The organism is Kineococcus sp. AC630 (assembly GCF_979255925.1).
Genome location: NZ_CEEDMJ010000005.1, coordinates 195,266 through 217,631, shown reverse-complemented (window position 1 = coordinate 217,631; position 22,366 = coordinate 195,266). Strand labels below are relative to the sequence as shown.

The 22,366-nt window shown below is 73.0% G+C and carries 22 protein-coding genes and 1 riboswitch; of the genes, 14 read left to right on the top strand and 8 right to left on the bottom strand.

Going from position 1 to position 22,366, the window contains the following annotated elements:
• Positions 1 to 16: 16 nt before the first annotated feature.
• From AC0I8G_RS07655 to AC0I8G_RS07645, 3 genes are read left to right on the top strand one after another with little or no spacing between them, the layout of a single operon-like run.
• A complete protein-coding gene (locus tag AC0I8G_RS07655; RefSeq protein ID WP_471729383.1) occupies positions 17 to 1,114 on the top strand; it encodes an ABC transporter substrate-binding protein in 1,098 nt (365 codons plus the stop codon).
• On the top strand, positions 1,111 to 2,169 hold the full coding sequence (locus AC0I8G_RS07650; RefSeq protein WP_471729382.1) for an LLM class flavin-dependent oxidoreductase: 1,059 nt from the start codon (positions 1,111 to 1,113) through the stop codon (positions 2,167 to 2,169). The genes AC0I8G_RS07655 and AC0I8G_RS07650 overlap by 4 nt, the downstream gene beginning before the upstream one ends.
• Positions 2,166 to 2,801, top strand: a complete 636-nt coding sequence (locus AC0I8G_RS07645; protein WP_471729381.1) for a cysteine hydrolase family protein — start codon at positions 2,166 to 2,168, stop codon at positions 2,799 to 2,801. Before AC0I8G_RS07650 ends, AC0I8G_RS07645 begins: the two co-directional genes overlap by 4 nt.
• On the opposite strand, the gene AC0I8G_RS07640 is transcribed toward AC0I8G_RS07645, so the two are convergent.
• From AC0I8G_RS07640 to AC0I8G_RS07620, 5 genes are all read right to left on the bottom strand, one after another.
• Complete coding sequence (locus tag AC0I8G_RS07640) at positions 2,791 to 3,585, bottom strand: anti-sigma factor domain-containing protein (RefSeq protein ID WP_471729380.1); 795 nt, start codon at positions 3,583 to 3,585, stop codon at positions 2,791 to 2,793. The genes AC0I8G_RS07645 and AC0I8G_RS07640 overlap by 11 nt on opposite strands.
• The gene (locus tag AC0I8G_RS07635; RefSeq protein ID WP_380256070.1) at positions 3,572 to 4,174 is read right to left on the bottom strand and encodes an RNA polymerase sigma factor; all 603 of its coding nucleotides are present in this window, start codon (positions 4,172 to 4,174) and stop codon (positions 3,572 to 3,574) included. The genes AC0I8G_RS07640 and AC0I8G_RS07635 overlap by 14 nt, the downstream gene beginning before the upstream one ends.
• A gap of 50 nt (positions 4,175 to 4,224) precedes the next feature.
• Positions 4,225 to 4,893: a class F sortase gene (locus AC0I8G_RS07630; protein WP_471729379.1), complete on the bottom strand. Its 669-nt coding sequence runs from the start codon at positions 4,891 to 4,893 to the stop codon at positions 4,225 to 4,227.
• Positions 4,874 to 5,719, bottom strand: coding sequence for a DUF4397 domain-containing protein (locus AC0I8G_RS07625; RefSeq protein WP_471729378.1), 846 nt, complete (start codon positions 5,717 to 5,719; stop codon positions 4,874 to 4,876). The genes AC0I8G_RS07630 and AC0I8G_RS07625 overlap by 20 nt, the downstream gene beginning before the upstream one ends.
• A gap of 129 nt (positions 5,720 to 5,848) precedes the next feature.
• Positions 5,849 to 6,340, bottom strand: coding sequence for a hypothetical protein (locus AC0I8G_RS07620; protein ID WP_471729377.1), 492 nt, complete (start codon positions 6,338 to 6,340; stop codon positions 5,849 to 5,851).
• A gap of 222 nt (positions 6,341 to 6,562) precedes the next feature.
• Between AC0I8G_RS07620 and hrpA the strand changes: the two genes are divergently transcribed.
• The gene (hrpA, locus tag AC0I8G_RS07615) at positions 6,563 to 10,714 is read left to right on the top strand and encodes an ATP-dependent RNA helicase HrpA (protein ID WP_471729376.1); all 4,152 of its coding nucleotides are present in this window, start codon (positions 6,563 to 6,565) and stop codon (positions 10,712 to 10,714) included.
• 79 nt (positions 10,715 to 10,793) lie between these two features.
• Here the strand turns inward: hrpA and AC0I8G_RS07610 are convergent, their stop codons facing one another.
• Complete coding sequence (locus AC0I8G_RS07610; protein ID WP_471729375.1) at positions 10,794 to 11,549, bottom strand: SDR family NAD(P)-dependent oxidoreductase; 756 nt, start codon at positions 11,547 to 11,549, stop codon at positions 10,794 to 10,796.
• Between the two features lie 196 nt (positions 11,550 to 11,745).
• Between AC0I8G_RS07610 and AC0I8G_RS07605 the strand changes: the two genes are divergently transcribed.
• The 9 genes from AC0I8G_RS07605 to AC0I8G_RS07565 all read left to right on the top strand — a co-directional run bounded on the left by AC0I8G_RS07605 (position 11,746) and on the right by AC0I8G_RS07565 (position 17,502).
• On the top strand, positions 11,746 to 12,330 hold the full coding sequence (locus AC0I8G_RS07605) for a CDP-alcohol phosphatidyltransferase family protein (RefSeq protein ID WP_380256082.1): 585 nt from the start codon (positions 11,746 to 11,748) through the stop codon (positions 12,328 to 12,330).
• Entirely contained in the window at positions 12,327 to 13,181 is an 855-nt protein-coding gene (locus tag AC0I8G_RS07600) for a DUF881 domain-containing protein (RefSeq protein ID WP_471729374.1), read from the top strand. Before AC0I8G_RS07605 ends, AC0I8G_RS07600 begins: the two co-directional genes overlap by 4 nt.
• 70 nt (positions 13,182 to 13,251) lie before the next feature.
• Positions 13,252 to 13,584, top strand: coding sequence for a small basic family protein (locus AC0I8G_RS07595; protein WP_328295812.1), 333 nt, complete (start codon positions 13,252 to 13,254; stop codon positions 13,582 to 13,584).
• Positions 13,581 to 14,348 carry a DUF881 domain-containing protein gene (locus tag AC0I8G_RS07590; protein WP_471729373.1) on the top strand — a complete coding sequence of 256 codons (768 nt, stop codon included), beginning with the start codon at positions 13,581 to 13,583 and terminating at the stop codon, positions 14,346 to 14,348. Before AC0I8G_RS07595 ends, AC0I8G_RS07590 begins: the two co-directional genes overlap by 4 nt.
• A gap of 41 nt (positions 14,349 to 14,389) precedes the next feature.
• Positions 14,390 to 14,773, top strand: a complete 384-nt coding sequence (gene gcvH, locus AC0I8G_RS07585; RefSeq protein ID WP_328295814.1) for a glycine cleavage system protein GcvH — start codon at positions 14,390 to 14,392, stop codon at positions 14,771 to 14,773.
• A gap of 309 nt (positions 14,774 to 15,082) precedes the next feature.
• Positions 15,083 to 15,499, top strand: a complete 417-nt coding sequence (locus AC0I8G_RS07580; RefSeq protein ID WP_471729414.1) for an FHA domain-containing protein — start codon at positions 15,083 to 15,085, stop codon at positions 15,497 to 15,499.
• Between the two features lie 41 nt (positions 15,500 to 15,540).
• A complete protein-coding gene (gene ftsR, locus AC0I8G_RS07575) occupies positions 15,541 to 16,254 on the top strand; it encodes a transcriptional regulator FtsR (protein ID WP_380256092.1) in 714 nt (237 codons plus the stop codon).
• Positions 16,255 to 16,279: 25 nt separating this feature from the next.
• The gene (locus tag AC0I8G_RS07570; RefSeq protein WP_380156816.1) at positions 16,280 to 16,759 is read left to right on the top strand and encodes a bifunctional nuclease family protein; all 480 of its coding nucleotides are present in this window, start codon (positions 16,280 to 16,282) and stop codon (positions 16,757 to 16,759) included.
• A 143-nt stretch (positions 16,760 to 16,902) separates the two neighbouring features.
• Positions 16,903 to 17,502: a MerR family transcriptional regulator gene (locus AC0I8G_RS07565; RefSeq protein WP_380256094.1), complete on the top strand. Its 600-nt coding sequence runs from the start codon at positions 16,903 to 16,905 to the stop codon at positions 17,500 to 17,502.
• A 78-nt stretch (positions 17,503 to 17,580) separates the two neighbouring features.
• Here AC0I8G_RS07565 and AC0I8G_RS07560 read toward each other — a convergent pair whose 3' ends face one another.
• Both AC0I8G_RS07560 and AC0I8G_RS07555 read right to left on the bottom strand, forming a co-directional pair.
• Positions 17,581 to 18,246 (bottom strand): SMI1/KNR4 family protein, encoded by a 666-nt coding sequence (locus AC0I8G_RS07560; RefSeq protein WP_471729372.1) that lies wholly within the window; start codon positions 18,244 to 18,246, stop codon positions 17,581 to 17,583.
• Between the two features lie 142 nt (positions 18,247 to 18,388).
• A complete protein-coding gene (locus tag AC0I8G_RS07555; protein ID WP_380256097.1) occupies positions 18,389 to 19,150 on the bottom strand; it encodes a ParA family protein in 762 nt (253 codons plus the stop codon).
• A gap of 60 nt (positions 19,151 to 19,210) precedes the next feature.
• A riboswitch (glycine riboswitch) is annotated at positions 19,211 to 19,312 on the top strand.
• Positions 19,313 to 19,395: 83 nt separating this feature from the next.
• On the opposite strand from AC0I8G_RS07555, the gene gcvP reads away from it, so the two are divergent.
• Positions 19,396 to 22,269, top strand: coding sequence for an aminomethyl-transferring glycine dehydrogenase (gcvP, locus tag AC0I8G_RS07550; protein ID WP_471729371.1), 2,874 nt, complete (start codon positions 19,396 to 19,398; stop codon positions 22,267 to 22,269).
• The last annotated feature ends 97 nt before the right edge of the window (positions 22,270 to 22,366 follow it).

Below are 22,366 nucleotides of genomic sequence, written 5' to 3'. Positions count from 1 at the left end.
CCCGAGGAGACCCCCTGTGAGCCGTCCCCGCACCCCGCTCGCCGTCGGCGCGATCGCCGCCCTGCTGCTCGCCGGCTGCGGTGGTTCCGACGACGGCACCGTCGACGGTGTCTCCACCCCCTCGGCGACGAAGGGTTCCGCGGTCTCGGCGGAACGGTGCAAGGAGAACGAGGCGGCGGGGAAGATCACCTACATCACGGGTTTCCAGTACCAGGCCTCGGCCGGCATCCTCGATCCCATCGCGGCGAAGGCGCTGGGCTACTTCGACGCCCTCTGCCTCGACGTCGAGATCCAGCCGGGTACTGGTGAGACCGCGCAGAACGCCCAGCTCGTCGCGGCCGGCACGGCGCAGATCTCCTCCATCGCCGGCAACGGCGACGTCCTGGTGAACGTCGCCAACGGCGTCGACGTGCAGGCCGTGGCGATGTTCGGCCACGTCCCGGTGGCGACGCTCATGACGAAGCCCGACATCACCGACCTCAAGCAGCTCGAGGGCACGACGCTGGGGCAGAAGGGCGCGTTGCCGGTCACCATCGAGGCCATGCTGCGCGCCGCGGGCGTCGACGTCTCGAAGATCACCCAGGTCGAGGTCGGCTACGACCCGACGGTGCTGGTCCGCGGGCAGGTGCAGTCCCTCACGGGGTACAAGTCCAACGAACCGCTGACCCTGGAGGCCAAGGGGGAGAAGGTGAAGCTGTGGAACCCGGAGGACTACGGGGTTCCCGGATCCATCGCGACGACCATCGTCAACCCGGCGTTCCTGAAGGACCACCGCAGTGCCGTCGAGGACTTCCTGCGGGCCCAGCTCAAGGCCTACGCCTACTGCGAGGACCAGGCGAGCGAATGCGTCGCCGACGCCGCGGAACTCTCCCAGGCCGGCTACGACGCCGACCACAACGTCCAGGTGTGGCAGACGGAGTCCAAGCTCGTCGACGACTCGCTGCCGCAGGGCCAGGTGCTCGGTCAGATCAACGACACCGCCGTCCGGACCGAGGGGGACTTCCTCGTCCGGATGGGACAGATCCCCGCGGTGCCGGACCTGACGACCCTCGTCGTGCCCGACCTCGTGACCTCGCTCTACGCCGGCGGTCAGCTCGTCTGGCCCGCACCGTGAACCCCACGGCGCAGACGGAGTTCGGCATCTTCCTGCCCATCGGCAACGGGGGCTGGATCATGTCCGACACGGCGCCGCATCCGCAGGCGACGTACGAGCACAACCGCGAGGCCGCGCTGGCGGCGGAACGCATCGGCCTCGACTTCGTGATGTCGATGGCGAAGTGGCGCGGTTACGGCGGTCGGACCGACCACTGGGGCCAGACCCTGGAGTCGATGACGATGATGTCGGCGCTGGCCGAGGCCACGCACCGGGTGAAGGTCTGGGCGACCGTCCACACGAACCTGTTCCACCCTGCGCTGGTGGCGAAGATGTTCGCCACCCTCGACCAGGTCTCCGGCGGGCGCTGCGGCATGAACGTCGTCGTGGGCGCCTACGAGCACGAGTTCTCCCAGATGGGGCAGTGGCGTGCGGACTTCAGCCACGACGACCGCTACCGCTACACCGAGGAGTGGATCGACCTCGTCGAGCGGTTGTGGACGGAGGACTCCGTCACCGCCCGCGGGGAGTTCTTCACCCTCGACGACTGCCAGTCCCGCCCCCACCCCGCCCAGCGGCCGACGCTCATCGCGGCCGGCCGTTCGGCGGCCGGGATGCGCTTCCAGGCGGCCCACTGCGACGGGTCCTTCCTCACCGCCGAGGACCTGCCGGGGTTGCGGGCGGCCAGCCGCGACGTCAAGGCGATGGCCGCGCTGCGGGGTCGCTCGATCAAGACCTACGCCATGCTCACCGTCGTGCTGGCCGAGACCGACGCGGCCGCGCAGGCGCGGTTCCGCGAGTACGGGCGCGGGTACGACGCCGAGGCCATCACGAACATGAAGCTGTCCTGGGGCCTGCCGCTGGAACGCGCGATGTCCATGACGGCCGGGGACGAGGCGCACGAGGCGTTCCAGACCGCCGTCGTCGTGGGTGGTCCGGACTCCGTCGTGCGCCAGATCCAGGAGGTGGTGGGGAAGACCGGTCTCGACGGCATGATGCTCATCTTCCCCGACTACCTGCCGGACCTGGCCGCGTTCGGCGAGCAGGTGCTGCCCGCGTTGCGGGCAGGGGCGTGAGCGACCCGCGGCTGGAACTCCTGCGCGACCTCCCCGGGGCGCTGCTGGTCGTCGACGTGCAGCGTTCCTTCGCCGATCCGGAGTTCCTGGCCCACCTGTCCGAGACCGCCCGCGCCGACGTCGCCGCCGCGGTGCAGGGGGTCCGGGCCGCGATCGACCTGGCCCGGGCCGGTGGGACGGCCGTCGTCTGGCTGCGGCTGCGGGTCCCGCCGGACGACCCGTGGCCGGCGTCGAACTGGTTCCGCGGTCAGGCCCCGGACGACCCGTGGCCGACCGCGTGGGAACCCTGCGTCGAGGGCACCGACGGCATCGAGTGGTACGACGTGGAACCCCTCGACGGGGAACTCGTCCTCGACAAGCGGACCTACGACGGTTTCGCCGGGACGGGGTTGGCGGAGACGTTGCACGGGCGGGGGACGGGGTGGGTCGCGGTCACCGGGCTCACCAGCGACTGCTGCGTCCTGGAGACGGCCGGGTCCGCCTTCACCCACGGTTTCCGGACCCTCGTGGTGGCCGACGCCACCGCCGCCCACGACCGGGCCACCCACGACGCGGCCCTGCGGGTGCTGGCCGAGCACAGCGCGGTGGTCGTGGACCTCGCCGAGATCGAGGACCTGCTGCTCACGCCCTGACGGTCAACGTCCCCCGCAGGACGCTGTCGGAGGAGTGACCGGGGTTCCCGTCGAGGGGTTCCCGGGAGACGTCGACGACGTCGAAACGGCCGAGGTCCAGGTCGGCGGGCAGCGTCACCGACATGGCCATGCCCGCCCCGGCGCCCGGGTCCGGGCTGAGGAAGCCCAACGGCACCAGGCCCCCGTCGGCGTCGAGCAGCCACGCCTCGAGGAAACCGTCGGGCACCGCCGCCACCCCGGAGATCCGCAGTTCCAGGCGTCGGCTCCCGCCGGCCTCGGTGACGTCGGCGCTGCCGCTGCCGGACCCGGCCAGCGGTTCCAGCGCGGCGGTGGACACGACGGCCTGCGGCGGCGCCGCGGTCGTGGGTTCCGCCGGGCCGGAGAGCGCCCTCGTCCCCAGCGCACCGACGCCCAGGCCGATGAGGGCGGCCGCGGCCACCGGCACCCACCGCGGCCGGCGGAGCGGACGCGGAGCGCCCGCCCGGCGCAGCGGGACGACGACCGGTGCGCTCGCCGTGGGTGCACCGGAGCCGGCGGGGTCGATGCCGAGCTCGTGGGCGACGTTCTCCCAGGTCCCAGCCGGGACCGGGACGGGGGTCACCGACTCCTGCGACCGGGCCGAGCCGACCACGCGGCTGATCTCGGCGACCTCGGTGCGACAGGTGGTGCAGGCCTCGAGGTGGGCGTGCACCTCCGGTGCGACCTCCTCACCCAGAGCGAGCAGCACGACGACGTCCTCGGTGAGGTGTTCCGCCGCCGTCGGGGGCGTCTCATCGATCGGCACTGTCGTCCTCCAGGCGCGATCGCAACCGGCGCAGGGACCGCCGGAGGTGGCTCTTCACGGTACCCACGGGCAGGCCCGTGCGTTCGGCGATCTGGACCTGGGTGAGGTCCTCGAAGAAGGCGAGGCGGACGACGGTGCGTTGCGGTTCCCCGAGGCCGTCGACCTCCGCGAGCAGGACGAGGCGGTCGGTCGCCACGTCCTGCGGTGCGGCGTCCAGCACGACGGTGCTGTCGCCCCCGCGCAGTAGTTCCGGGTCGGTCACGACCTCGGGGCGGTAGCGGGTGGTCAGGGCGTCGGCGATGCGGTGCCGGGCGATGCCCACGAGCCAGGCCGGGAACGAGGCCGCGGAGGGGTCGAAGCGTTCCCGGGACCGCCACGCCGACACGAACACGTTCTGCACGACGTCCTGCGCGTCGGCCTCGTCCAGACGTCGCCGGGCGAGCCCGTTGACGAGCGGGGCCCACCGTTCGAACGCCTCGCGCAGCCCGCGTTCGTCTCCCGCAGCGACGGCCCGGCCGACCGCGGCGTCGTCCCACGACGCGGGGTCAGTCCAGTCCGCCGCCGGCGACGGGCTCGGCCGGGGGCTCACGGGCACCACCGTAGGGGCCCCGACGGGCTGCGCCAGCCCACCGGTCCGGTTCAGAGGGCGGTCACGACGACGTTCTCGGCGTACGACCGGGTGGAGCGGTCGAAGTCACCCCCGCAGGTGATCAGCTCCAGGCGGGGGTCGCCGGTCCGGGCGAACACCTCCTCCGCGGGCAGGTCGGCCTTGAGGTAGGAGTGGCGCGAGGCGACCCGGAACTCCGTGACCCCGCCGTCGGAGCTGGTGACCCGGACCGTCGTCCCAGCCTCCAGCGACGCCAGGTCGATGAGGGCCCCCGGCCCGTCCGCGTGGGTGTCGACGTGCCCGGCCAGCACGGTCGCCCCGGCCCCACCGGGGACGGACCCCCAGCGGTACCAGCCGACCCGCTGCGGGTCCTCGGGGACGGCCAGCGCCCCGTCGGCGTCGACCCCGACGGGGACCACGGGGGCGTCCACCCCGAGGTCGGGGATCTCCAGGCGCACCGGGATGGGCGTCGGGGCCGGGGCCGAGGGGGCGGCGTCCCGGCGGCCCACCGCGGCCGGCCCGGTCGTCACCGGGGTCGGGGCAGGGCTCGCCGCGGGGACGGCCGGCAACGGCGCACCGAACCCCGCGGCCGGACGGGAGGACCACCACCCCACGACGAGGAAGACCCCCGCGACGGCCAGGACGACCGCGACGAGCGCGGCGCCCCGGGCGAGCCGTGCGTCAGCGCGTGGCGTGCGCACGCCGCGAGACGACGGTCGCCGCACCCGCACCGACCAGCGCCAGCGCACCGGCGCCGACCACCCAGCCGGACCACCCGTTCTCGGCGAGGCCACCGGAACCGGAGGGGACCCCGGACGGCGTGCCGGCCCCGCCGGTCACCTGCTGGGTCGCGAGAGCCAGGTTGGCGTCCGCGGCGGAACCCCAGGCGTAGACGATGGTCTGCGTCCCTTCGGGCAGGGTCAGGTCCGCCGGACCGATGGCGACCTGGTCGGTTCCCGCCAGGACGACGTCCGCGCTCACCGTTCCCGCGGGCACGGTGACGCTGGCCTCGTTCGGGTTGGTCAGACCGGTGATCACCGGTGTCCCACCGGCCCGGACGTCGACGGCGGGGGCCGCCGCGACGTGGCGGACGGTCAGTTCTGACTCCCCGGCCGCGAGGTCCGTGGGCGCGTTGACGAACGGCGTCAGCGCGGGAGTTCCGGCGGCGTCGAGGTGGGCGACCACGGTGACGTTCGCCCCGGCGGGGACCTGGACCCCCTTCGCCGAGATCGCGGGCTGCGTCGCGGCCGGGTCGGCACCGGCGGGGTAGACCGCGAGGTCGTAGCTGCCGGAAGGCAACTGCTGCGGGTCGGTCAGGGTTCCGGGGGTGAAACCGGGGACGAGTTCCTTGCCGTTGGCGTACACGTCGACGGTGAGGCCGGGAACCGCGTGCAGGATCGAGACGGTCGCGGTGTCGCTCGTCGCGGCCGCCGACGCCGTGCCCGCGGTGGCCAGCGCGGCCACCGGGACGGACAGCGCGATGAGCGGGGCGGCGACGAGGGCGGCGGTGCTGCGTGCAGTGCGCATCGTTTCTCCTCCAGGAGGGGCGGCGGGCCGCTCGGTGCGGCCCGTCACCCCCTCTTCCGGCCCGGGGAGGAGAACGGATGCAGTTCTCCCGAAGTTTCTCGGAGGTTCCCGGAGTTCTCCGCTCCCGGGTCAGACCAGCGGTGCGGCGAAGGAGTACGAGCTGTTCGGCCAGGACCGGTCGGTCCCGGTCACCGTGCCGTCGAACGCGTGGCGTGCGGAGGACAGGGCGGAGGACAGGTAGGTGATCTGGTATCGGTGGAACCCCGGTGCGCTGCCGGCGGCGCAGTCGAGGTCGGCCAGGTCGCCCGTCCGGTCGCGCAGGACGTTCTTGAAGACGACGGGGGCCGAGACCGTGGCCGCCGCCGGTTCCGCGACGGCGTCGACGTGGTAGCCGCTGCCGTTCCAGGGCGTGCCGTCCAGGGAGCCCGTGCGGACCCGCCGGGCGTGGACCGTGGTGCCGGCGACCACGGCGCCGTCGGTGGAGCAGCCCAGCGTGAGCTCGCCCTCCATCGTGGACTCGACGTAGCTGCGGTCGCCCGAGGGACCGAGGGCGCTGCGGACCGAGAGGTCGGTGCCGGAGACGACGAGGTGGCTCTCGACCTGTCCCGCCCGCAGGTCCACGTGGGCGGTCGGGTCGGGCGCTCGGTGGCGTCGGCGCCGGTCGCGGCCCCCACCGCGGCCGGGCCGGTGCCGAGGGCGAGTGCGGCCGCTGCGCCGACGGCGAAGCGGGCAGCGAGTCGCGCACCAGCGGAACCGCCCGATCGCTCCGCCGGATGTTCGACGGAGGGTGACGATTGCTCCGATCGGGTGCGGTCCGGGTGGGCCACCTAGACTCGGGGGGTCATGTCCCGGTCCTCCCAGCGGCGTTCACGTCCCGCGTCCCGCAACCCTGTCCGTTCCCGTCCCGGCTCGGCGCCGGGGGCGCTGCCCGACGACCCCCGCGCCTCGGCGCTGGCCGAGCGGCTGCGTGCGGTCTCGCTGCGCGACGAGGACCGCCTCCGTCGTCGACTCGCCGGTCTCGCCCGGCGCCCCGCGGACCTCGAGCAGGAGCTCCCGGGCCTCGAGGAGCAGACCGAGACAGCTGAACGCCGGGTGGCGGCCCGGGTGGCGAGCGTTCCCGCGCTGCACTACCCGGAGCAGCTGCCCGTCAGCCAGGAGAAGGACCGCATCGCGGACGCGCTGCGCGAGCACCAGGTCATCGTCGTGGCGGGGGAGACCGGATCGGGCAAGACGACCCAGCTGCCGAAGATCTGCCTCGAGATCGGCCGTGGTGTGCGCGGACGCATCGGGCACACCCAACCGCGACGCATCGCGGCCCGGGCCGTCGCCGAACGCGTGGCGGAGGAACTCGGCACCGAGCTGGGCGCCAGCGTGGGCTACGCCGTGCGCTTCACCGACACCGTCGGCGAGGACAGCCTCGTCAAGGTGATGACCGACGGCATCCTGCTCGCCGAGATCCAGCGTGATCCCGAACTGCTGCAGTACGACACGCTCATCATCGACGAGGCCCACGAACGCAGCCTCACCATCGACTTCCTGCTCGGCTACCTGGCCCGGCTGCTGCCGCGCCGGCCCGAGCTGAAACTCGTCATCACCTCCGCGACCATCGACCCGGAACGATTCTCCCAGCACTTCGGCGGCGCCCCGATCCTCGAGGTGTCCGGGCGGACCTACCCCGTCGAGGTGCGCTACCGGCCGCTGCTGGCGAGCGAACTGGCGGACGAGCTCGCCGGCGGCTCGGGTGAGGACGACGAGGGGGACTCCCTCGACGAACGCGACGAGGTCGTGGGCGACGACCGCGACCAGACCGAGGGGATCCTCGACGCCGTCCGTGAACTGGCGGCCGAAGGGCCCGGTGACGTCCTCGTGTTCCTGCCCGGCGAACGGGAGATCCGCGACACCGCGGACGCCCTGTCCGACCTGGTCCAGGAACGGGAGTTCCGCGGGACCGAGATCCTGCCGCTCTTCGCCCGGCTCTCGGCCGAGGAGCAGCACCGGGTGTTCCGGCCCCACGGCAACCGCCGGATCGTGCTGGCCACCAACGTCGCCGAGACCTCGCTCACGGTCCCCGGCATCCGCTACGTGGTGGACGCCGGGACGGCGCGCATCTCCCGCTACAGCCACCGCACCAAGGTGCAGCGGTTGCCGATCGAGCGGATCTCGCAGGCCTCGGCCAACCAGCGCGCCGGCCGTTGTGGTCGTGTCGCGGACGGCATCTGCATCCGGCTCTACTCCCAGAACGACTTCGAGTCGCGTCCGGAGTTCACCGATCCCGAGATCCTGCGGACCAACCTGGCGGCCGTCATCCTGCAGATGACGTCCCTCGGTCTGGGGGACATCGGGGCGTTCCCCTTCGTCGAGCCCCCGGAACCGCGGGCCATCACCGACGGCCTCGCCCTGCTGTCCGAGCTCGGCGCGCTGGAGACCGCGCGGGCGGGTGACCGCGGGCCGCGGCTGACCCGCACGGGCCGGGATCTGGCCAAGCTGCCCATCGACCCGCGGCTGGGCCGGATGGTCCTGGAGGCCCAGCGCAACGGCTGCCTGCAGGACGTCCTCGTGGTCGTGGCGGCGCTCTCGGTGCAGGACCCGAGGGAACGCCCCCTGGAGAAGCGCGAACAGGCCGCGCAGCTGCACGCCCGGTTCCGTCACGAGCAGTCCGACTTCCTCACGTACCTGAACCTGTGGTCCTACCTGCAGCACCTGCAGCGCGACCTGTCGTCCTCGGCGTTCCGTCGCCGGGTGAAGGCCGAGATGCTGCACTTCCTGCGCATCCGGGAGTGGCAGGACACCTACTCCCAGCTGCGCCGCGTGGCGCGGGAGCTGAAGTTCTCCGTCGAGACGCGGGAACCCGCGGAACTCGACGACGACCAGCTGTTCCCCGACCCCGGCTACGACGCCGACGCGGTGCACCGCTCGCTGCTGGCCGGGTTGCTGGGCAACATCGGCTCCAAGGACGTGCGCGAGGACACCTCGAGCGCCGGCAAGGGCCGTCGCGACTCCCGGCCCGCGCGCCAGCAGGTCGAGTACAACGGTGCCCGCGGGGCGAAGTTCGCGGTGTCGCCCGGTTCCTCGCTGGGCCGGCGCAGCCCGGACTGGGTCGTCGCGGGGGAACTCGTCGAGACGTCGCGGCTCTGGGCCCGCGTCGTCGCCGCGATCGACCCGCGCTGGATCGAACCGCTGGCGGAGCACGTGGTGCGCCGCGTCTACTCCGAACCGCGGTGGTCGCGCAGCCGGGCGGCCGTCGTCGCGACCGAACGCGTCACGCTCTACGGCGTCCCCATCGTGGTGGGCCGCAAGGTCGCCTACGGCGGGATCGACGCGGAACTCTCGCGTGACCTCTTCATCCGCGCCGCCCTGGTGGAGGGCGACTTCGAGACCCGCCACGAGTTCTTCCGGCGCAACCGGGAACTGCTCGACGAGGCCGAGGAGCTGGAGCACCGCGCGCGGCGGCGCGACATCGTCGTCGACGACGAGGTGCTGTTCGAGTTCTACGACGCGCGGATCCCGGCCGACGTCGTGTCCGGCCGCCACTTCGACGCGTGGTGGAAGGAGGCTCGTCGGGCGGACCCCGACCTGCTGACCTTCGACCCGGCGATGCTGGTGCGGGTGGAGGACACCGTCAGCGAGGAGCAGTTCCCGCGGGTGTGGCGCCAGGGCGACCTGGAGCTCGCCCTCGACTACGTCTTCGACCCCGGTTCGGCCGCCGACGGGTTGACCGTCGACGTCCCCGTCGAGGTCGTCAACCGCTTCGACGACCGGGACCTGCTGTGGCAGGTCCCGGGTTTCCGGCACGACCTGATCACGGCGATGATCCGGGCGCTGCCCAAGGAACTGCGCAAGAACCTCGCCCCGGCTCCCGACAAGGCGGCCCGCTTCCTGGAGAACGTCCGCCCGCACGTCGACCGGTTCTGGCCCGCCTTCGAGGCCGAGATGCCGCGGTTGGGTGACGGCACCGAGATCTACGCCGAGGACGTGGACTGGACCAAGGTGCCCGGGTACCTGCGCCCGACGTTCCGGGTGCTGGCGGGGGACGGGTCGACCATGGCGGTGGGCAAGGACTTCGCCCGGTTGCGCGCCGCGCTGGAGACCGAGGTCGTGGAGACCCTCACGGCCGCCGCGGACGACGTCCAGCGCACCGGGGCGACGTCGTGGGCGGACCTGCCCGACGAGGTCCCGCCGACCCACACCAGCGTCGTGCGCGGGACCGACGTGACCTCGTTCCCGGCGCTCGTCGACGAGGGGGAGTCCGTCGGGCTGCGGACGTTCCCGAACTCCGTGCAGGCCGCCGTCGCCCACCGCGAGGGGGTGCTGCGGTTGCTGACGCTCGCTCTGCCCTCTCCGGTGCGCACCGTGCAGAACTCCCTCGGCAACGACGCGAAGCTCCTGCTGGCCCGCGCTCCGCACGCCGACGCGAACGCGGTCGTGGCCGACTGCGCCCAGGCCGCCGCGGCGCAGCTGCTCGACGAGGCGGACGGCGGATCGGTCCGCACCGCAGCCGGTTTCGAGGCGCTGCGGACCCGGGTGGCGGGGCGCTTCGTGGACCTGACCGTGAGCGCCGTGGAGCGCACCCTGCGCGTCCTGCGCACCGCGGCCGCGGTGGAGAAGAACATCTCCCGCACCAGCAGCCTCGTCCTCGTGCCCTCGCTGGCCGACGTCCGGGAGCAGTTCAGCGGACTCGTCCACGCGGGTTTCGTCACCGACACGGGCGTCGACCGGTTGCCGGACCTGCTGCGCTACCTGCAGGGGATCGACCGCCGGCTGGCGACGATGCCGGAGAACCCCCAGCGCGACCGGGTGCGGATGGCGGAGTTCGCCCGGGTCCGCGAGGAGTACCTGAAGCGGGTGCGACGCGCAGGGTCCCCGGTGCCGCCGGACCTGGCGCGGATCCGCTGGACGCTGGAGGAACTGCGCCTGCAGAAGTTCGCCCCGGGTGTCCCGACGGCCCACCCGGTCAGCGACGAGCGGGTGCTGAAGGCCCTCGCCGACCTCCCCTGACCGACTCCTGGGGGACTTCCCACCCTTCCCGGGCCCGGGAAGGGTGGGAAGTCCCCCAGAAGTCGGTGGGTGGGGTGGGTCAGTGGGCGGCGTAGCCACCGTCGACGAGGTGGTACGAGCCGGTCACGAAGCTCGCGGCGTCGCTGGCCAGGAAGGCGGTCAGGGCCGCGACCTCCGCGGGGGTGCCGAGGCGGCCCACGGCGTGCTGGGCGGCGAGTCCCGCCTTCGCCTCGGCGGAGAGGTTCGCGTCGATCAGCGGGGTCTGGATGAACCCCGGGCCGACGGCGTTGACGCGGACACCCTGCCCGGAGTACTCCAGCGCGGCGTTCTTGGTCAGGCCGATGACGGCGTGCTTGGTGGTGACGTAGGCGCTGGAGCCCGGGATGCCGACGCTGCCGAGCACGGAGGCCATGTTGACGATCGAGCCACCGCCCGCGGCGAGCATGGCGGGGATCTGCGCCTTGAGGGCGTAGAACACCGCGTTGAGGTTGACGTTCACCACCTTGTGCCAGGAGTCGAGGGAGTACTCCGCGACCGGCGCGGCCTCGCCGCCGATGCCGGCGTTGTTGACGGCGACCTTCAGGGGGGCGAGTTCGCCGGCGGCGGCGACCATCGCGAGGTTGGTGTCGAAGTCGGCGACGTCACCGACGAAGGCCTTGGCGGTTCCGCCGGCCTCGGCGATCTCGGCGACGACCCCGGCGGCCGACGCCTCGACGAGGTCGGCGACGAGGACGGAGGCGCCGTTCCTCGCCAGTTCCAGCGCGACGGCGCGGCCGATGCCGGAACCCCCGCCGGTGACGACGGCGGAACGGTTGCTCAGGTCGTAGGTGGCCATGCTCGATCTCCTCAGATCATCTTGTGCGACATGTGTCGGACAACACGACGACAGTACGCCGGGCGAACGACCTGGGCGACCTCGCTCACGCGGGTGCCCGTCCGGCGTGTGACGGAGGGGAGAGGCCCGGCCACGTAGGCTGTTCTCCCGGTGCGCGTGCGCGTACGGGGCGACAGCGCGGGACGGGGTGGCAGGGGTGGCGACGGCGAGCGAACAGGTCGTCAGCACGCGCGTCCTCACCGTCCCCAACGCGCTCAGCTTCCTGCGACTGCTCCTGGTCCCCGTCTTCGGTGTCCTCATCACCAACGGTCAGGACGGCTGGGCGCTGCTCGTGCTCGCGGTCAGCGGGGCCAGCGACTACCTCGACGGCAACCTGGCCCGGCGCTGGAACCAGGTCACCCGCCTCGGGCAGGTCCTGGACCCCTTCGCCGACCGGCTCTACATCCTCACCACGTTGTTCGGGCTGGCCTACCGCGGCCTGATCCCCTGGTGGCTGGTCGTCGTGCTCGTCGCCCGCGACGTCACGATGATCGTGACCCTGCCGTTCCTGGCGAAGCTCGGCCACAGCGCCCTGCCCGTCCACTTCCTCGGCAAGGCCGGCACGTTCTGCCTGCTCGCCGCCTTCCCGCTCCTCCTCCTCGGTGAGGTCTCGCCGACGCTGTCGACGTACGCCGGCGCGCTCGGCTGGGCCTTCGCGTTGTGGGGCACCGGGTTGTACTGGTGGTCGGGGATCCTCTACGTCTCCCAGGTCGTCGGGTTGTGGCGCGCCGAACGCCGGTGAGTCCCCGCAGCGCCCGGCCGCAGGTGCCGCGCGACCCCGCGGCCAGCACGGCGCTGCTCACCGAGGTCATGACCCGCCCGCTGGACCCCGGCTACGCCGCGGCCGCCCGACGTCGCGCGGAGACGGGGGAGGAGCGCAGCCGCTCGGGGCGGGGCCTGACCTGGCTCGCGCTGCTGGTGATCGGCGGGCTGCTGGCCGTCGCCGGGGTGCGCGCCGCCGCGGCCGAACCCGCGGCCGACCGCGGCCGGCAGGCGCTGCTGCAGCGGATCGACGACAGCACCGGGCGTTCCGACCGGCTCACCGCGCAGGTCGCCCGCGCCCAGACCGACAACGCCGCCCTGGCCGCACGTCTCGGTGGGGCACCCGCCGCCTCCGCCGACGCCCAGGCCGGTGGGCTCGCCGTGGCCGCCGCCGCGACCGCCGTCACCGGCCCGGGACTGCAGGTCGTGCTCGACGACGCGCGCGGCGACGACTCCGGCTCCACCACGACCTCGGGACGGGTCGTGGACCGCGACGTCCAGATCGTCGTCAACGGGTTGTGGCAGAACGGCGCCGAGGCCGTCGCCATCAACGGGCAGCGGCTGAGTTCGCTGTCCTCGATCCGCGCGGCGGGGGAGGCCGTCCTCGTCGACTACCGCCCGTTGACCCCGCCGTACACGATCTCCGCCATCGGCGACCCCACCGTCCTGCAGACCGGCCTGGCGACGTCCGTCGCGGGTCGCTACCTGCAGGTGCTGCGCGACAACTACGGCATCTCCGCCGGCGTCGACACCCGCTCCGGCGACGACCCGATGACGTTGCCCGCCGCTCCCCGCCTCGATCTGCGCCTGGCCCACCCCTCCGCCCCGTGACCCCGCCGGGACCACGGACCGGGCGCGCGGCGGCTCGGGGAAGGCGGTGGGGGAGGTAGCGTTCCGCGACGTGATCGCAGCCGTCGGACTCGTCGTCGGGATCGTCGTGGGTGTGCTCCTGCACCCCGAGGTCCCGGTGTCCCTGCAGCCCTACCTGCCGATCGCCGTGGTCGCCGCGCTCGACGCGGTGTTCGGCGGTCTGCGGGCGGTGCTCGACGGGATCTTCGACGACAAGGTGTTCGTCGTCTCCTTCCTGTCCAACGCCGTCGTCGCGGCCCTCATCGTCTACCTCGGCGACCAGCTGGGCGTCGGCTCGCAGCTGTCCACGGGGGTCGTCGTCGTGCTCGGGGTGCGCATCTTCTCCAACGCCGCCGCCATCCGCCGGCACCTGCTGAACGCGTGAGCGAGCCCGCGGCCCCGCGCCGCTCGCCGTGGCGACGGTTGTGGCGCGCGGGCCGGCCCCGCGCCACGCGCGCCCAGGTCCTGGCCGGGATCCTCTGCGCCGCGCTCGGCTTCGGATTCGTGGTGCAGGTGCGTCAGACGAGCACCTCGGGTCTGAGCGACCTGCGCGAGACCGACCTGGTCCGGATCCTGGACGACACCACCGAGCGGGGGGACCGCCTGCAGGAGGAGCTCGACAGCCTCCAGGCGACCCGGCGTCAGCTCACCGAGGGGTCCGACTCCGCCCAGGCCGCCGCCCAGGCCGCCGAGCAGCGGGCCCAGGAGTACGGGCTGCTGGCCGGGACGCTGCCCGCGCACGGGCCCGGGATCGTCGCCACCATCACCGACCCCGACGCCGCCGTGCGCTCGACCAACCTCATCCAGTTCGTCCAGGAGCTGCGCGACGCCGGCGCCGAGGCGATCCAGATCGGCAGCACCCGCGTGGTGGCCGAGACCGCCTTCACCGACACCACCGGAGCCGTCCTGGTCGACGGGGCGACCGAGCGCGCGCCCTACGTCGTGAGCGTCATCGGCGACCCTGACACCCTCTCCACCGCCCTCGACATCCCGGGCGGGGTGCGCGAGACGCTGCGCTCCGCCGGGGCGGACCTCGAGGTCCGCAACGCCGCCGGTGCCGACGGGGTGCAGGTGGACGCCTTGCACGCCGTCTCCGCGCCTCAGTACGCTCGCCCGGCGTCACCGGAACCCTCCGCCAGCACCGGCTGAGTCCCCGTCCGGCCGTCCCCACCAGAGGAGTCAGTTCCAGCATGTCGAACGTCCCCGCCGACCTCCGCTACACCAGCGAGCACGAATGGGTGCGCGTCGAGGCGGACGGCACCGTCCGGGTCGGCATCACCGACCACGCCCAGGACGCCCTCGGGGACGTCGTGTACGTCTCGCTGCCCGCCGAGGGCGAGACCGTCGCCGCCGGCGGCGCCTGCGGTGAGGTCGAGTCGACCAAGAGCGTCAGCGAGATCACCGCGCCCGTGTCCGGCACCGTCTCGGGGCACAACCCGGGGCTGGAGACGCGTCCCGACCTGGTGAACACCGACCCCTACGGCGACGGCTGGATGTTCACCATCACGCCGAGCGACGTGGCGCAGGTCGAGGGCCTCCTCGACGCCGAGGCCTACACCGCCCACGCGGGCTGAGCGCTCCGCCACCCGTGTCGACCCGGTGACCTGACCTGCCGGGTCGGCACGGCTAGGGTGATCCTGGAAGTTCCAAGCGTGACCGCCCGCGTGCAGGGAGTTGCCTGCCCCCGGGAGTCACGTGTTCTGCCAGCGTGAGAGGTGGTGTCGATGTCTGCGTCGGGCACGTCGTCGGACGACGGGTTGGCTGCGTCGGACGACGGGTTGGCTGCATCGTCGACCGACGGGGCGGGTGCGTCCTCGGAGGGCGGGACGACCCCTGCGGCGACCCCCCGGGGTGGCGCGGCCGAGCGGCCGGTGGATTCCACCATGTCCTTCGCCGGTCTGGTCGTCCCCGAGGTCCACGAGTCCGCGGAACGCGGTCTCACCAGTGACGACCAGGAGGCCATCGACGCCCTGCCGGCCGGATCGGCGCTGCTCGTCGTGCGGCGCGGTCCCAACGCGGGGTCCCGGTTCCTCCTGGACGCCGAGCGGACCTCCGCGGGCCGCCACCAGACCAGCGACATCTTCCTGGACGACGTGACGGTCTCGCGCAAGCACGCGGAGTTCCTCCGCGCGCCCGACCCGGCGAGGGGTCCGGGGTTCCGGGTGCGTGACGTCGGCAGTCTCAACGGCACCTACGTCAACCGCGAGCGCATCGACGACGTGGTCCTGGCCGCCGGCGACGAGGTGCAGATCGGCAAGTACCGGATGGACTTCCACCCCAGCCCGCGAGGGGAGCAGTGAGCGCTGCCGGGGCGCGGTCCCTGGACCCGAGCCTGCCCAGGATGACGATCGGCGAGGTCCTCGCGATCCTGACGCCGGACTTCCCCGACGTCAGCATCTCCAAGATCCGCTTCCTCGAGGAGCAGGGTCTCGTCGAACCGGGCCGGACCCCCGCGGGGTACCGCAAGTTCTCCTCCGACGACGTCGACCGGTTGCGGTACGTGCTCTCCGCCCAACGCGACCACTACCTGCCGCTGAAGGTCATCCGGGAGAACCTCGAGGCCATGGACCGCGGCCTCGAGCCGCCGGAACAGCCCGGGGCGGCACCGCGCGTCCCCGAGGTCGTCGCGGCGGGCAGCGTCCCGGGGGCCGACCGGTTCGACGGCCACGCCGCCAACCTCCGGCTGACCCGGCTGGAGATCCTGCGCGAGTCCGGCGTCGACGCCGAGCTCCTCGACGCGCTCGAGGGGTTCGGCGTGCTCTCGCCCGCTCCCGGGGGCCCGTGGTACGACGGTGAGGCCCTGGAGGTGCTGCGCGCCGCGGCCTCGCTGGCGGCGCACGGCATCGAGGCCCGGCACCTGCGGATGTTCCGCACCGCCGCCGACCGTGAGATCGCTCTCGCGGAACAGGTCGCCGCGCCGCTGCAGCGCCTCGGGCAGCGAGGCGGTGGCGAGTCCGTCGACCGCGCCGACCAGGTCGTGCGGGAGATCGCGGCGGCCTGCCTGCGGCTGCACACCGCGCTCGTCGCCGGCGCGCTCGGCCGCGGCGCGCGCTGAGCCGACGCCGGGGTACGGTGATCGGGTGCGCGCGCTCGATGTCATCGGCGTCAGAGTCGAGATGCCTTCCAACAACCCGATCGTGCTGCTGCGCGAACGGGACGGCGACCGGTACCTGCCCATCTGGATCGGGGCTCCCGAGGCGAGTGCCATCGCCTTCGCCCAGCAGGGTGTCGTCCCGCCCCGTCCGCTGACCCACGACCTGCTCAAGGACGTCATCGAGGCCGTCGGCCGACGTCTGGAAGAGGTCCGGATCGTGGCGGTCAAGGACAACGTCTACTTCGCGGAACTCGTCTTCGACGGTGGCCTCACGGTCAGCTCGCGGACGTCCGACGCGATCGCCCTCGCCCTGCGCGTGGGCTGCCCCATCGTGAGCGCCGACCAGGTGCTCGACTCCGGGGGCGTCCCGGTGCCGGACGAGGACGAGGACGAGGTGGAGAAGTTCCGCGAGTTCCTCGACCACATCTCGCCCGAGGACTTCGAAGCCGATTCGGGCGAGGCCTGAACCGGGTTCTCCCGGGTCACGGATAGGTCACGGTCTGCGGCGCGCCGCGCGCCTCGTTGACGCTCCGGGGGTGCTCTTCTACGGTCAGTATGCAGAACGCTTCCGGTCGGTCCTCGACGGGTGGCGATGACGAGGAGGCCGGCGTGAGCAGTGGCGATGCAGTCGCAGGGTCGTCGCGGAAGTCGACCCCGCCAGTTCGTGCGCAGGGTCTGCTGTTCGCCGAGGACCTCCCCGACCTGGACGAAGAGGTCGGCTACCGCGGTCAGACGGCCTGCAAGGCCGCCGGCATCACCTACCGCCAGCTCGACTACTGGGCCCGCACCGGCCTCGTCGAGCCCGGTGTGCGCGGTGCCTCCGGCTCCGGCTCGCAGCGTCTCTACGGGTTCCGCGACATCCTGGTCCTGAAGGTCGTGAAGCGGCTGCTGGACACCGGCGTCTCGCTGCACCAGATCCGCTCGGCGGTCACCCACCTGCGTGAGCGTGGCGTCGACGACCTCGCCCAGATCACCCTCATGTCCGACGGTGCCAGCGTCTACGAGTGCACCTCGGCCGATGAAGTGATAGATCTCGTCCAAGGCGGTCAAGGCGTCTTCGGCATCGCCGTGGGCCGTGTCTGGCGCGAGGTCGAGGGGGAGCTGGCCTCGCTGCCGAGCGAACGTCCCGCCGACCGCGAGCCCGGTCAGACCGCCATGGTCCTGGCCGACGAGCTGTCCAAGCGTCGCGCCGCTCGCGAAGCCGGCTAGCCCCACGCCACGCACGAAAGCCGTGATCCTGCGGGGGGGACCCAGCGGGATCACGGCTTTCGTCGTGCGTGGGGTGGACTAGTCGAGGAGCTCGGCGCGGGGGAGAGCCTGCAGGGCGAAGGGGTCGGTCACCCAGTCGTGGGCGTCGGGCAGCCAGTGCACCGCGGCGAGCAGGGAGTCGGCCCAGGTGCTCAGCAGCTCGTCGAGACCGACGCGCCAGGAGTGCTGGTAGCCCTCGCCGTCCTCGGCCAGCACGATCTGCTCGACGACGGAGCGGCTGGAGCCCAGGCGCACGGCGATGAGTTCCTCGTCGCGGGCGAAGAGGGGCAGCAGGGCCGGCGGGGCGGTGAGGCCGGGACCCTGGCCGCTCGCGCGACGCACCGCCTCCTCCAGGGTCAACGGGACCCAGCCACCGGGCCCCACCGTCGGAGCACTCGTGCGGAAGGTGGTGCGGACGGGATCGACACCGTCGACCGCGCGCCACCAGGCCCGGGCGCCGCGGGGGATCAGCAGGCCCATCTGGCGTTCCACCGCGTCGAGGTGAGCCTCGCCGACCCCGGGGCGCAGGTGGCTGGCGATGTCCGCGCCGCAACGCGTCCACTGGGCGCGCAACCGCGTGACGATGCCGGTGATCCGGTCGGCCTCCGGGTCCGGAGCGGGCACGTGCGGTGCTGCGGTCGGAACCACCGCTCCGCGGACGGCGCGCACCACGCGGAGACGGTCGAGGGGTGTGTTGGGCGTCACGGAACCTCCTAGGGCCCGCGAAGAGCGCGGGGAAGAACGGGCGGCACCTGCGGGGACGAAACCCGGGTAGACCGACTTGTTGGAACTTAGGCGTTCGTCGGCGTTCCCGCACCTCGGACGGGGTACGGCCCCGTCCGGTTCCCTACGTCGTGCGGAGGATCCGGTCCAGCACCGCGTCGAACTGCTCCGCGACGGTCTTCGCCGCCTTGGCCCGCAACGAGTGCAGCGGAACCCCCGCTCCCTGCGACTGCGGCACGGCCACCCGGTCCGGCAGCGGTTCCAGCACCAGGTCGCCGAACATGGCCTGCAGTTCCTCGTAGCGGAAGCGCTGTTCCCCCGAGCGCTGGGTGTAGCGGTTGACCAGGACCCCGACGACCTCCGGGGAGCTGCGCAGGGCACGGACCTCCCGGATCGTGCGGTCGACCGCCGCCACGGAGAACCGGCTGGCGTCGGAGACCACGAGCACGGCGTCCGCCGCGCGCCACGCCGAACGCGTCAGCCCGTTGAGCGAGGGCGGGGTGTCCAGCAGGGCGAGGTCGTGGTCGTCGAGCTTGCCCAGGGCCCGGCGCAACGACTTCAGCGTCTCCTCGTCGGCCTCGGGGGTGTCCAGACCCGCGGAGGCCGCGGAACCGGTGAGGACGTCGAGCAGTCCCGGGTGGTCGTCGACCCACCCGCTGGGCGCGACGGCGTCCTCGGCGACGCGACGTCTCGGGGTGCGCAGCACGGCGGCGACGTCGTGGTCGCGGTGGGCGCTGACGTCGAGGCCGGACGTGGCGTCCGCCTGCGGGTCGAGGTCGACGACGAGGGTGCTGGTCCCGCGGTGGAGGGCGGCCGAGGCCAGCCCGAGGACGACGGACGTCTTGCCGACCCCACCCTTGGCACTGCAGACGGCGAGGGTGATCACGGCGGTCAACCTATCTTCCCGGGATCCGGGATCTCGTCCCGTAGGATGACGGCAGGCCGTTCAGCTCGTGTGGGAGAGACCCTGGTCGGGGAAGAGTCCGACCGCGGCGCCGAAGGGGCAACATCCCCGGAACCTCTCAGGCGGAAGGACCACGCGAGATCAGGCCGCTCTGGAGCACGTCCGCGCCTGCGCGGGTGGGTGACAGACGGGGAGGTACCTGCCCTCAGCGACCTCCGGAGCGTCCCATGACCTCGCCCACGCCCGTCCGCAGCGACCTGCCGGAGTTCTCCCCGGAGCCCGCGGCCCTGCCGTTCAGCGCCCGCCACATCGGCCCCGACGCCGCCGACGTCGCCCGGATGCTCGAGGTCGTCGGCCTCTCCTCCACGGAGGAACTCGTCGACCGCGCCGTCCCCGCCGGCATCCGCGACGGCGTGCTCGACCTGCCCGAAGCGCTCGACGAGACCGCCGTGACCGCCGCGCTGCGCGCGCTCGCCGGACGCAACCGCGTCGTGCCGTCGATGATCGGCCTCGGCTACTTCGGCACCCGTACCCCGGCCGTCGTGCGCCGCAACGTCCTCGAGGACCCCTCCTGGTACACGGCGTACACGCCTTACCAGCCCGAGATCTCGCAGGGCCGCCTCGAGGCGCTGCTGAACTTCCAGACCGCCGTCACCGACCTCACCGCGCTCGACGTGGCCAACGCCTCCCTGCTCGACGAGGCCACCGCTGCGGCCGAGGCCATGACCCTGGCCCGCCGGACCTCCAAGGCCCCCGCCGGTGCCGTGTTCGCCGTCGACGCCGACGTGCTCCCGCAGACCCTCGCCGTGCTGCGCACCCGCGCCGTGCCGCTGGGTGTCGAGCTCGTGAGCGTCGACCTCGACGACGCCGACCCGCTGGCCGTGGTGGGCGAGCGCGGGGTGTTCGGGGTGCTCCTGCAGTACCCGGGGACCTCCGGACGGGTCCGCGACCTCGCCCCCGTCGTCGCCGACGCCCACGCCCGCGGCGCGATCGCGATCACCGCGGCCGACCTGCTGGCGCTGACGCTGCTCGTCGCGCCGGGGGAGTTCGGCGTCGACGTCGCCGTCGGTTCCAGCCAGCGCTTCGGCGTCCCGATGGGTGCGGGTGGCCCGCACGCCGCCTACATGGCCGTCCGCAAGGGCCTCGAACGCTCCCTCCCCGGGCGCCTCGTCGGCGTCTCCGTCGACGCCGACGGCAACCGCGCGTACCGCCTCGCCCTGCAGACCCGCGAACAGCACATCCGCCGCGACAAGGCGACCTCCAACATCTGCACCGCCCAGGTCCTGCTGGCCGTGATGGCCGGCTGCTACGCCGTCTGGCACGGCCCGGAGGGTCTGCGCGCCATCGCCTCCCAGGTCGCGCGCCGCGCCGCGGCGCTCGCCGACGCGCTGCGCGCCGGCGGGGTCGAGGTCGTGCACGAGGCGTTCTTCGACACCGTCCTGGCCCGCGTCCCCGGCCGGGCGCAGGCCGTGGTCGCGGTCGCGCTCGAGGCGGGGGTGAACCTGCGCCTCGTCGACGTCGACCACGTCGGGCTGACCGTCGACGAGACCACCTCCGAGGCGCACGTCGCCGCGGCCCTGACCGGTTTCGGCCTGACCCCGACGGAGGCGACCGCCGACCCCGCACTGCCGTCCGCGTTGCGCCGCGGGTCGGAGTTCCTGACGCACCCGGTCTTCAGCCGGCACCGCTCCGAGACGGCGATGCTGCGCTACCTGCGCACCCTCTCCGACGCCGACTACGCCCTCGACCGCGGGGCGATCCCACTGGGCTCCTGCACCATGAAGCTCAACGCGACGACCGAGCTCGAGCCGATCTCCTGGCCCGAGTTCGCGGACCTGCACCCCTACGCCCCGGCCGACCAGCTCGCCGGCACCGCCGAACTCGCCGCCGACCTCGAAGGCTGGCTCGCCGAGGTCACCGGCTACGACGCCGTCTCGTTGCAGCCCAACGCCGGGTCCCAGGGCGAGTTCGCCGGACTGCTCGCCATCCGCGCCTACCACCTCGCCCAGGGCCACGGTGAGCGCACGATCTGCCTCATCCCCTCCTCCGCCCACGGCACCAACGCCGCCAGCGCCGTGATGGCCGGGCTGAAGGTCGTCGTCGTCCGCTGCGACGACGCGGGCAACGTCGACCTCGACGACCTGCGCGCCAAGGTCACCGAGCACGCCGACGACCTCGCCGCGCTGATGGTCACCTACCCCTCGACCCACGGCGTCTACGAGGAGTCCATCCGCGAGGTCTGCGGGCTCGTCCACGACGCCGGCGGCCAGGTCTACGTCGACGGCGCGAACCTCAACGCCCTCGTCGGCCTCGCCCGGCCCGGCAAGTTCGGGGCCGACGTCTCCCACCTGAACCTGCACAAGACGTTCTGCATCCCCCACGGCGGCGGCGGCCCCGGCGTCGGACCCGTCGCGGTCCGCTCCCACCTCGCCCCGTTCCTGCCCTCCACCGCCCCCGACGGCGACGGGGTCGGGATGGTCTCCGCCGCCCCGTACGGTTCCGCCGGGATCCTGCCCATCCCGTGGGCCTACCTGCGGCTGATGGGCCCCGACGGGCTGCGCGCCGCGACCGTCCAGGCCGTGCTCTCCGCCAACTACGTCGCCACCCGGCTGCAGGAGGCGTTCCCCGTCCTCTACCGCGGCCCCGGCGGGCTCGTCGCCCACGAGTGCATCCTCGACCTGCGCCCGATGACCAAGGCCACAGGCGTGACCGTCGACGACGTCGCCAAGCGCCTCATCGACCACGGGTTCCACGCCCCGACGATGTCGTTCCCCGTCGTCGGGACCCTCATGGTGGAACCCACCGAGAGCGAGGACCTCGCCGAACTCGACCGGTTCTGCGACGCGATGCTCGCCATCGCCGCCGAGGTCCAGGACATCGCCGACGGGCGCTGGGCCGTCGAGGAGTCTCCGCTGCGTCACGCCCCGCACACCGCGGTGTCCCTCGTCGGGGAGTGGAACCACCCCTACTCCCGCGAGGAAGCGGTGTACCCGAACGGGATGAACCCCCGCTCGAAGTACTGGCCCCCCGTCCGCCGCATCGACGGAGCCGCCGGCGACCGGAACCTCGTCTGCTCCTGCCCGCCGCTGTCGGAGTACTGAGTTCGTTCTCAGGCCCGCGTGGCCGGGGCGGGCGGACCGGGTGGGGTAGGCGCGCCGGATACTCCGTTCGCGCTGGTGGGTGCACCATCTCGCGCGG

What these genes read in the sequence shown, in the direction of transcription:
- hrpA (WP_471729376.1), top strand. Translation starts at nt 6,563, where the DNA reads ATGTCCCGGTCCTCCCAGCGGCGTTCACGTCCCGCGTCCCGCAACCCT.
- gcvP (WP_471729371.1), top strand. Translation starts at nt 19,396, where the DNA reads ATGACCTCGCCCACGCCCGTCCGCAGCGACCTGCCGGAGTTCTCCCCG.
- ftsR (WP_380256092.1), top strand. Translation starts at nt 15,541, where the DNA reads ATGACGATCGGCGAGGTCCTCGCGATCCTGACGCCGGACTTCCCCGAC.
- gcvH (WP_328295814.1), top strand. Translation starts at nt 14,390, where the DNA reads ATGTCGAACGTCCCCGCCGACCTCCGCTACACCAGCGAGCACGAATGG.
- AC0I8G_RS07580 (WP_471729414.1), top strand. Translation starts at nt 15,083, where the DNA reads ATGTCCTTCGCCGGTCTGGTCGTCCCCGAGGTCCACGAGTCCGCGGAA.
- AC0I8G_RS07625 (WP_471729378.1), bottom strand. Translation starts at nt 5,719, where the DNA reads ATGCGCACTGCACGCAGCACCGCCGCCCTCGTCGCCGCCCCGCTCATC.
- AC0I8G_RS07610 (WP_471729375.1), bottom strand. Translation starts at nt 11,549, where the DNA reads ATGGCCACCTACGACCTGAGCAACCGTTCCGCCGTCGTCACCGGCGGG.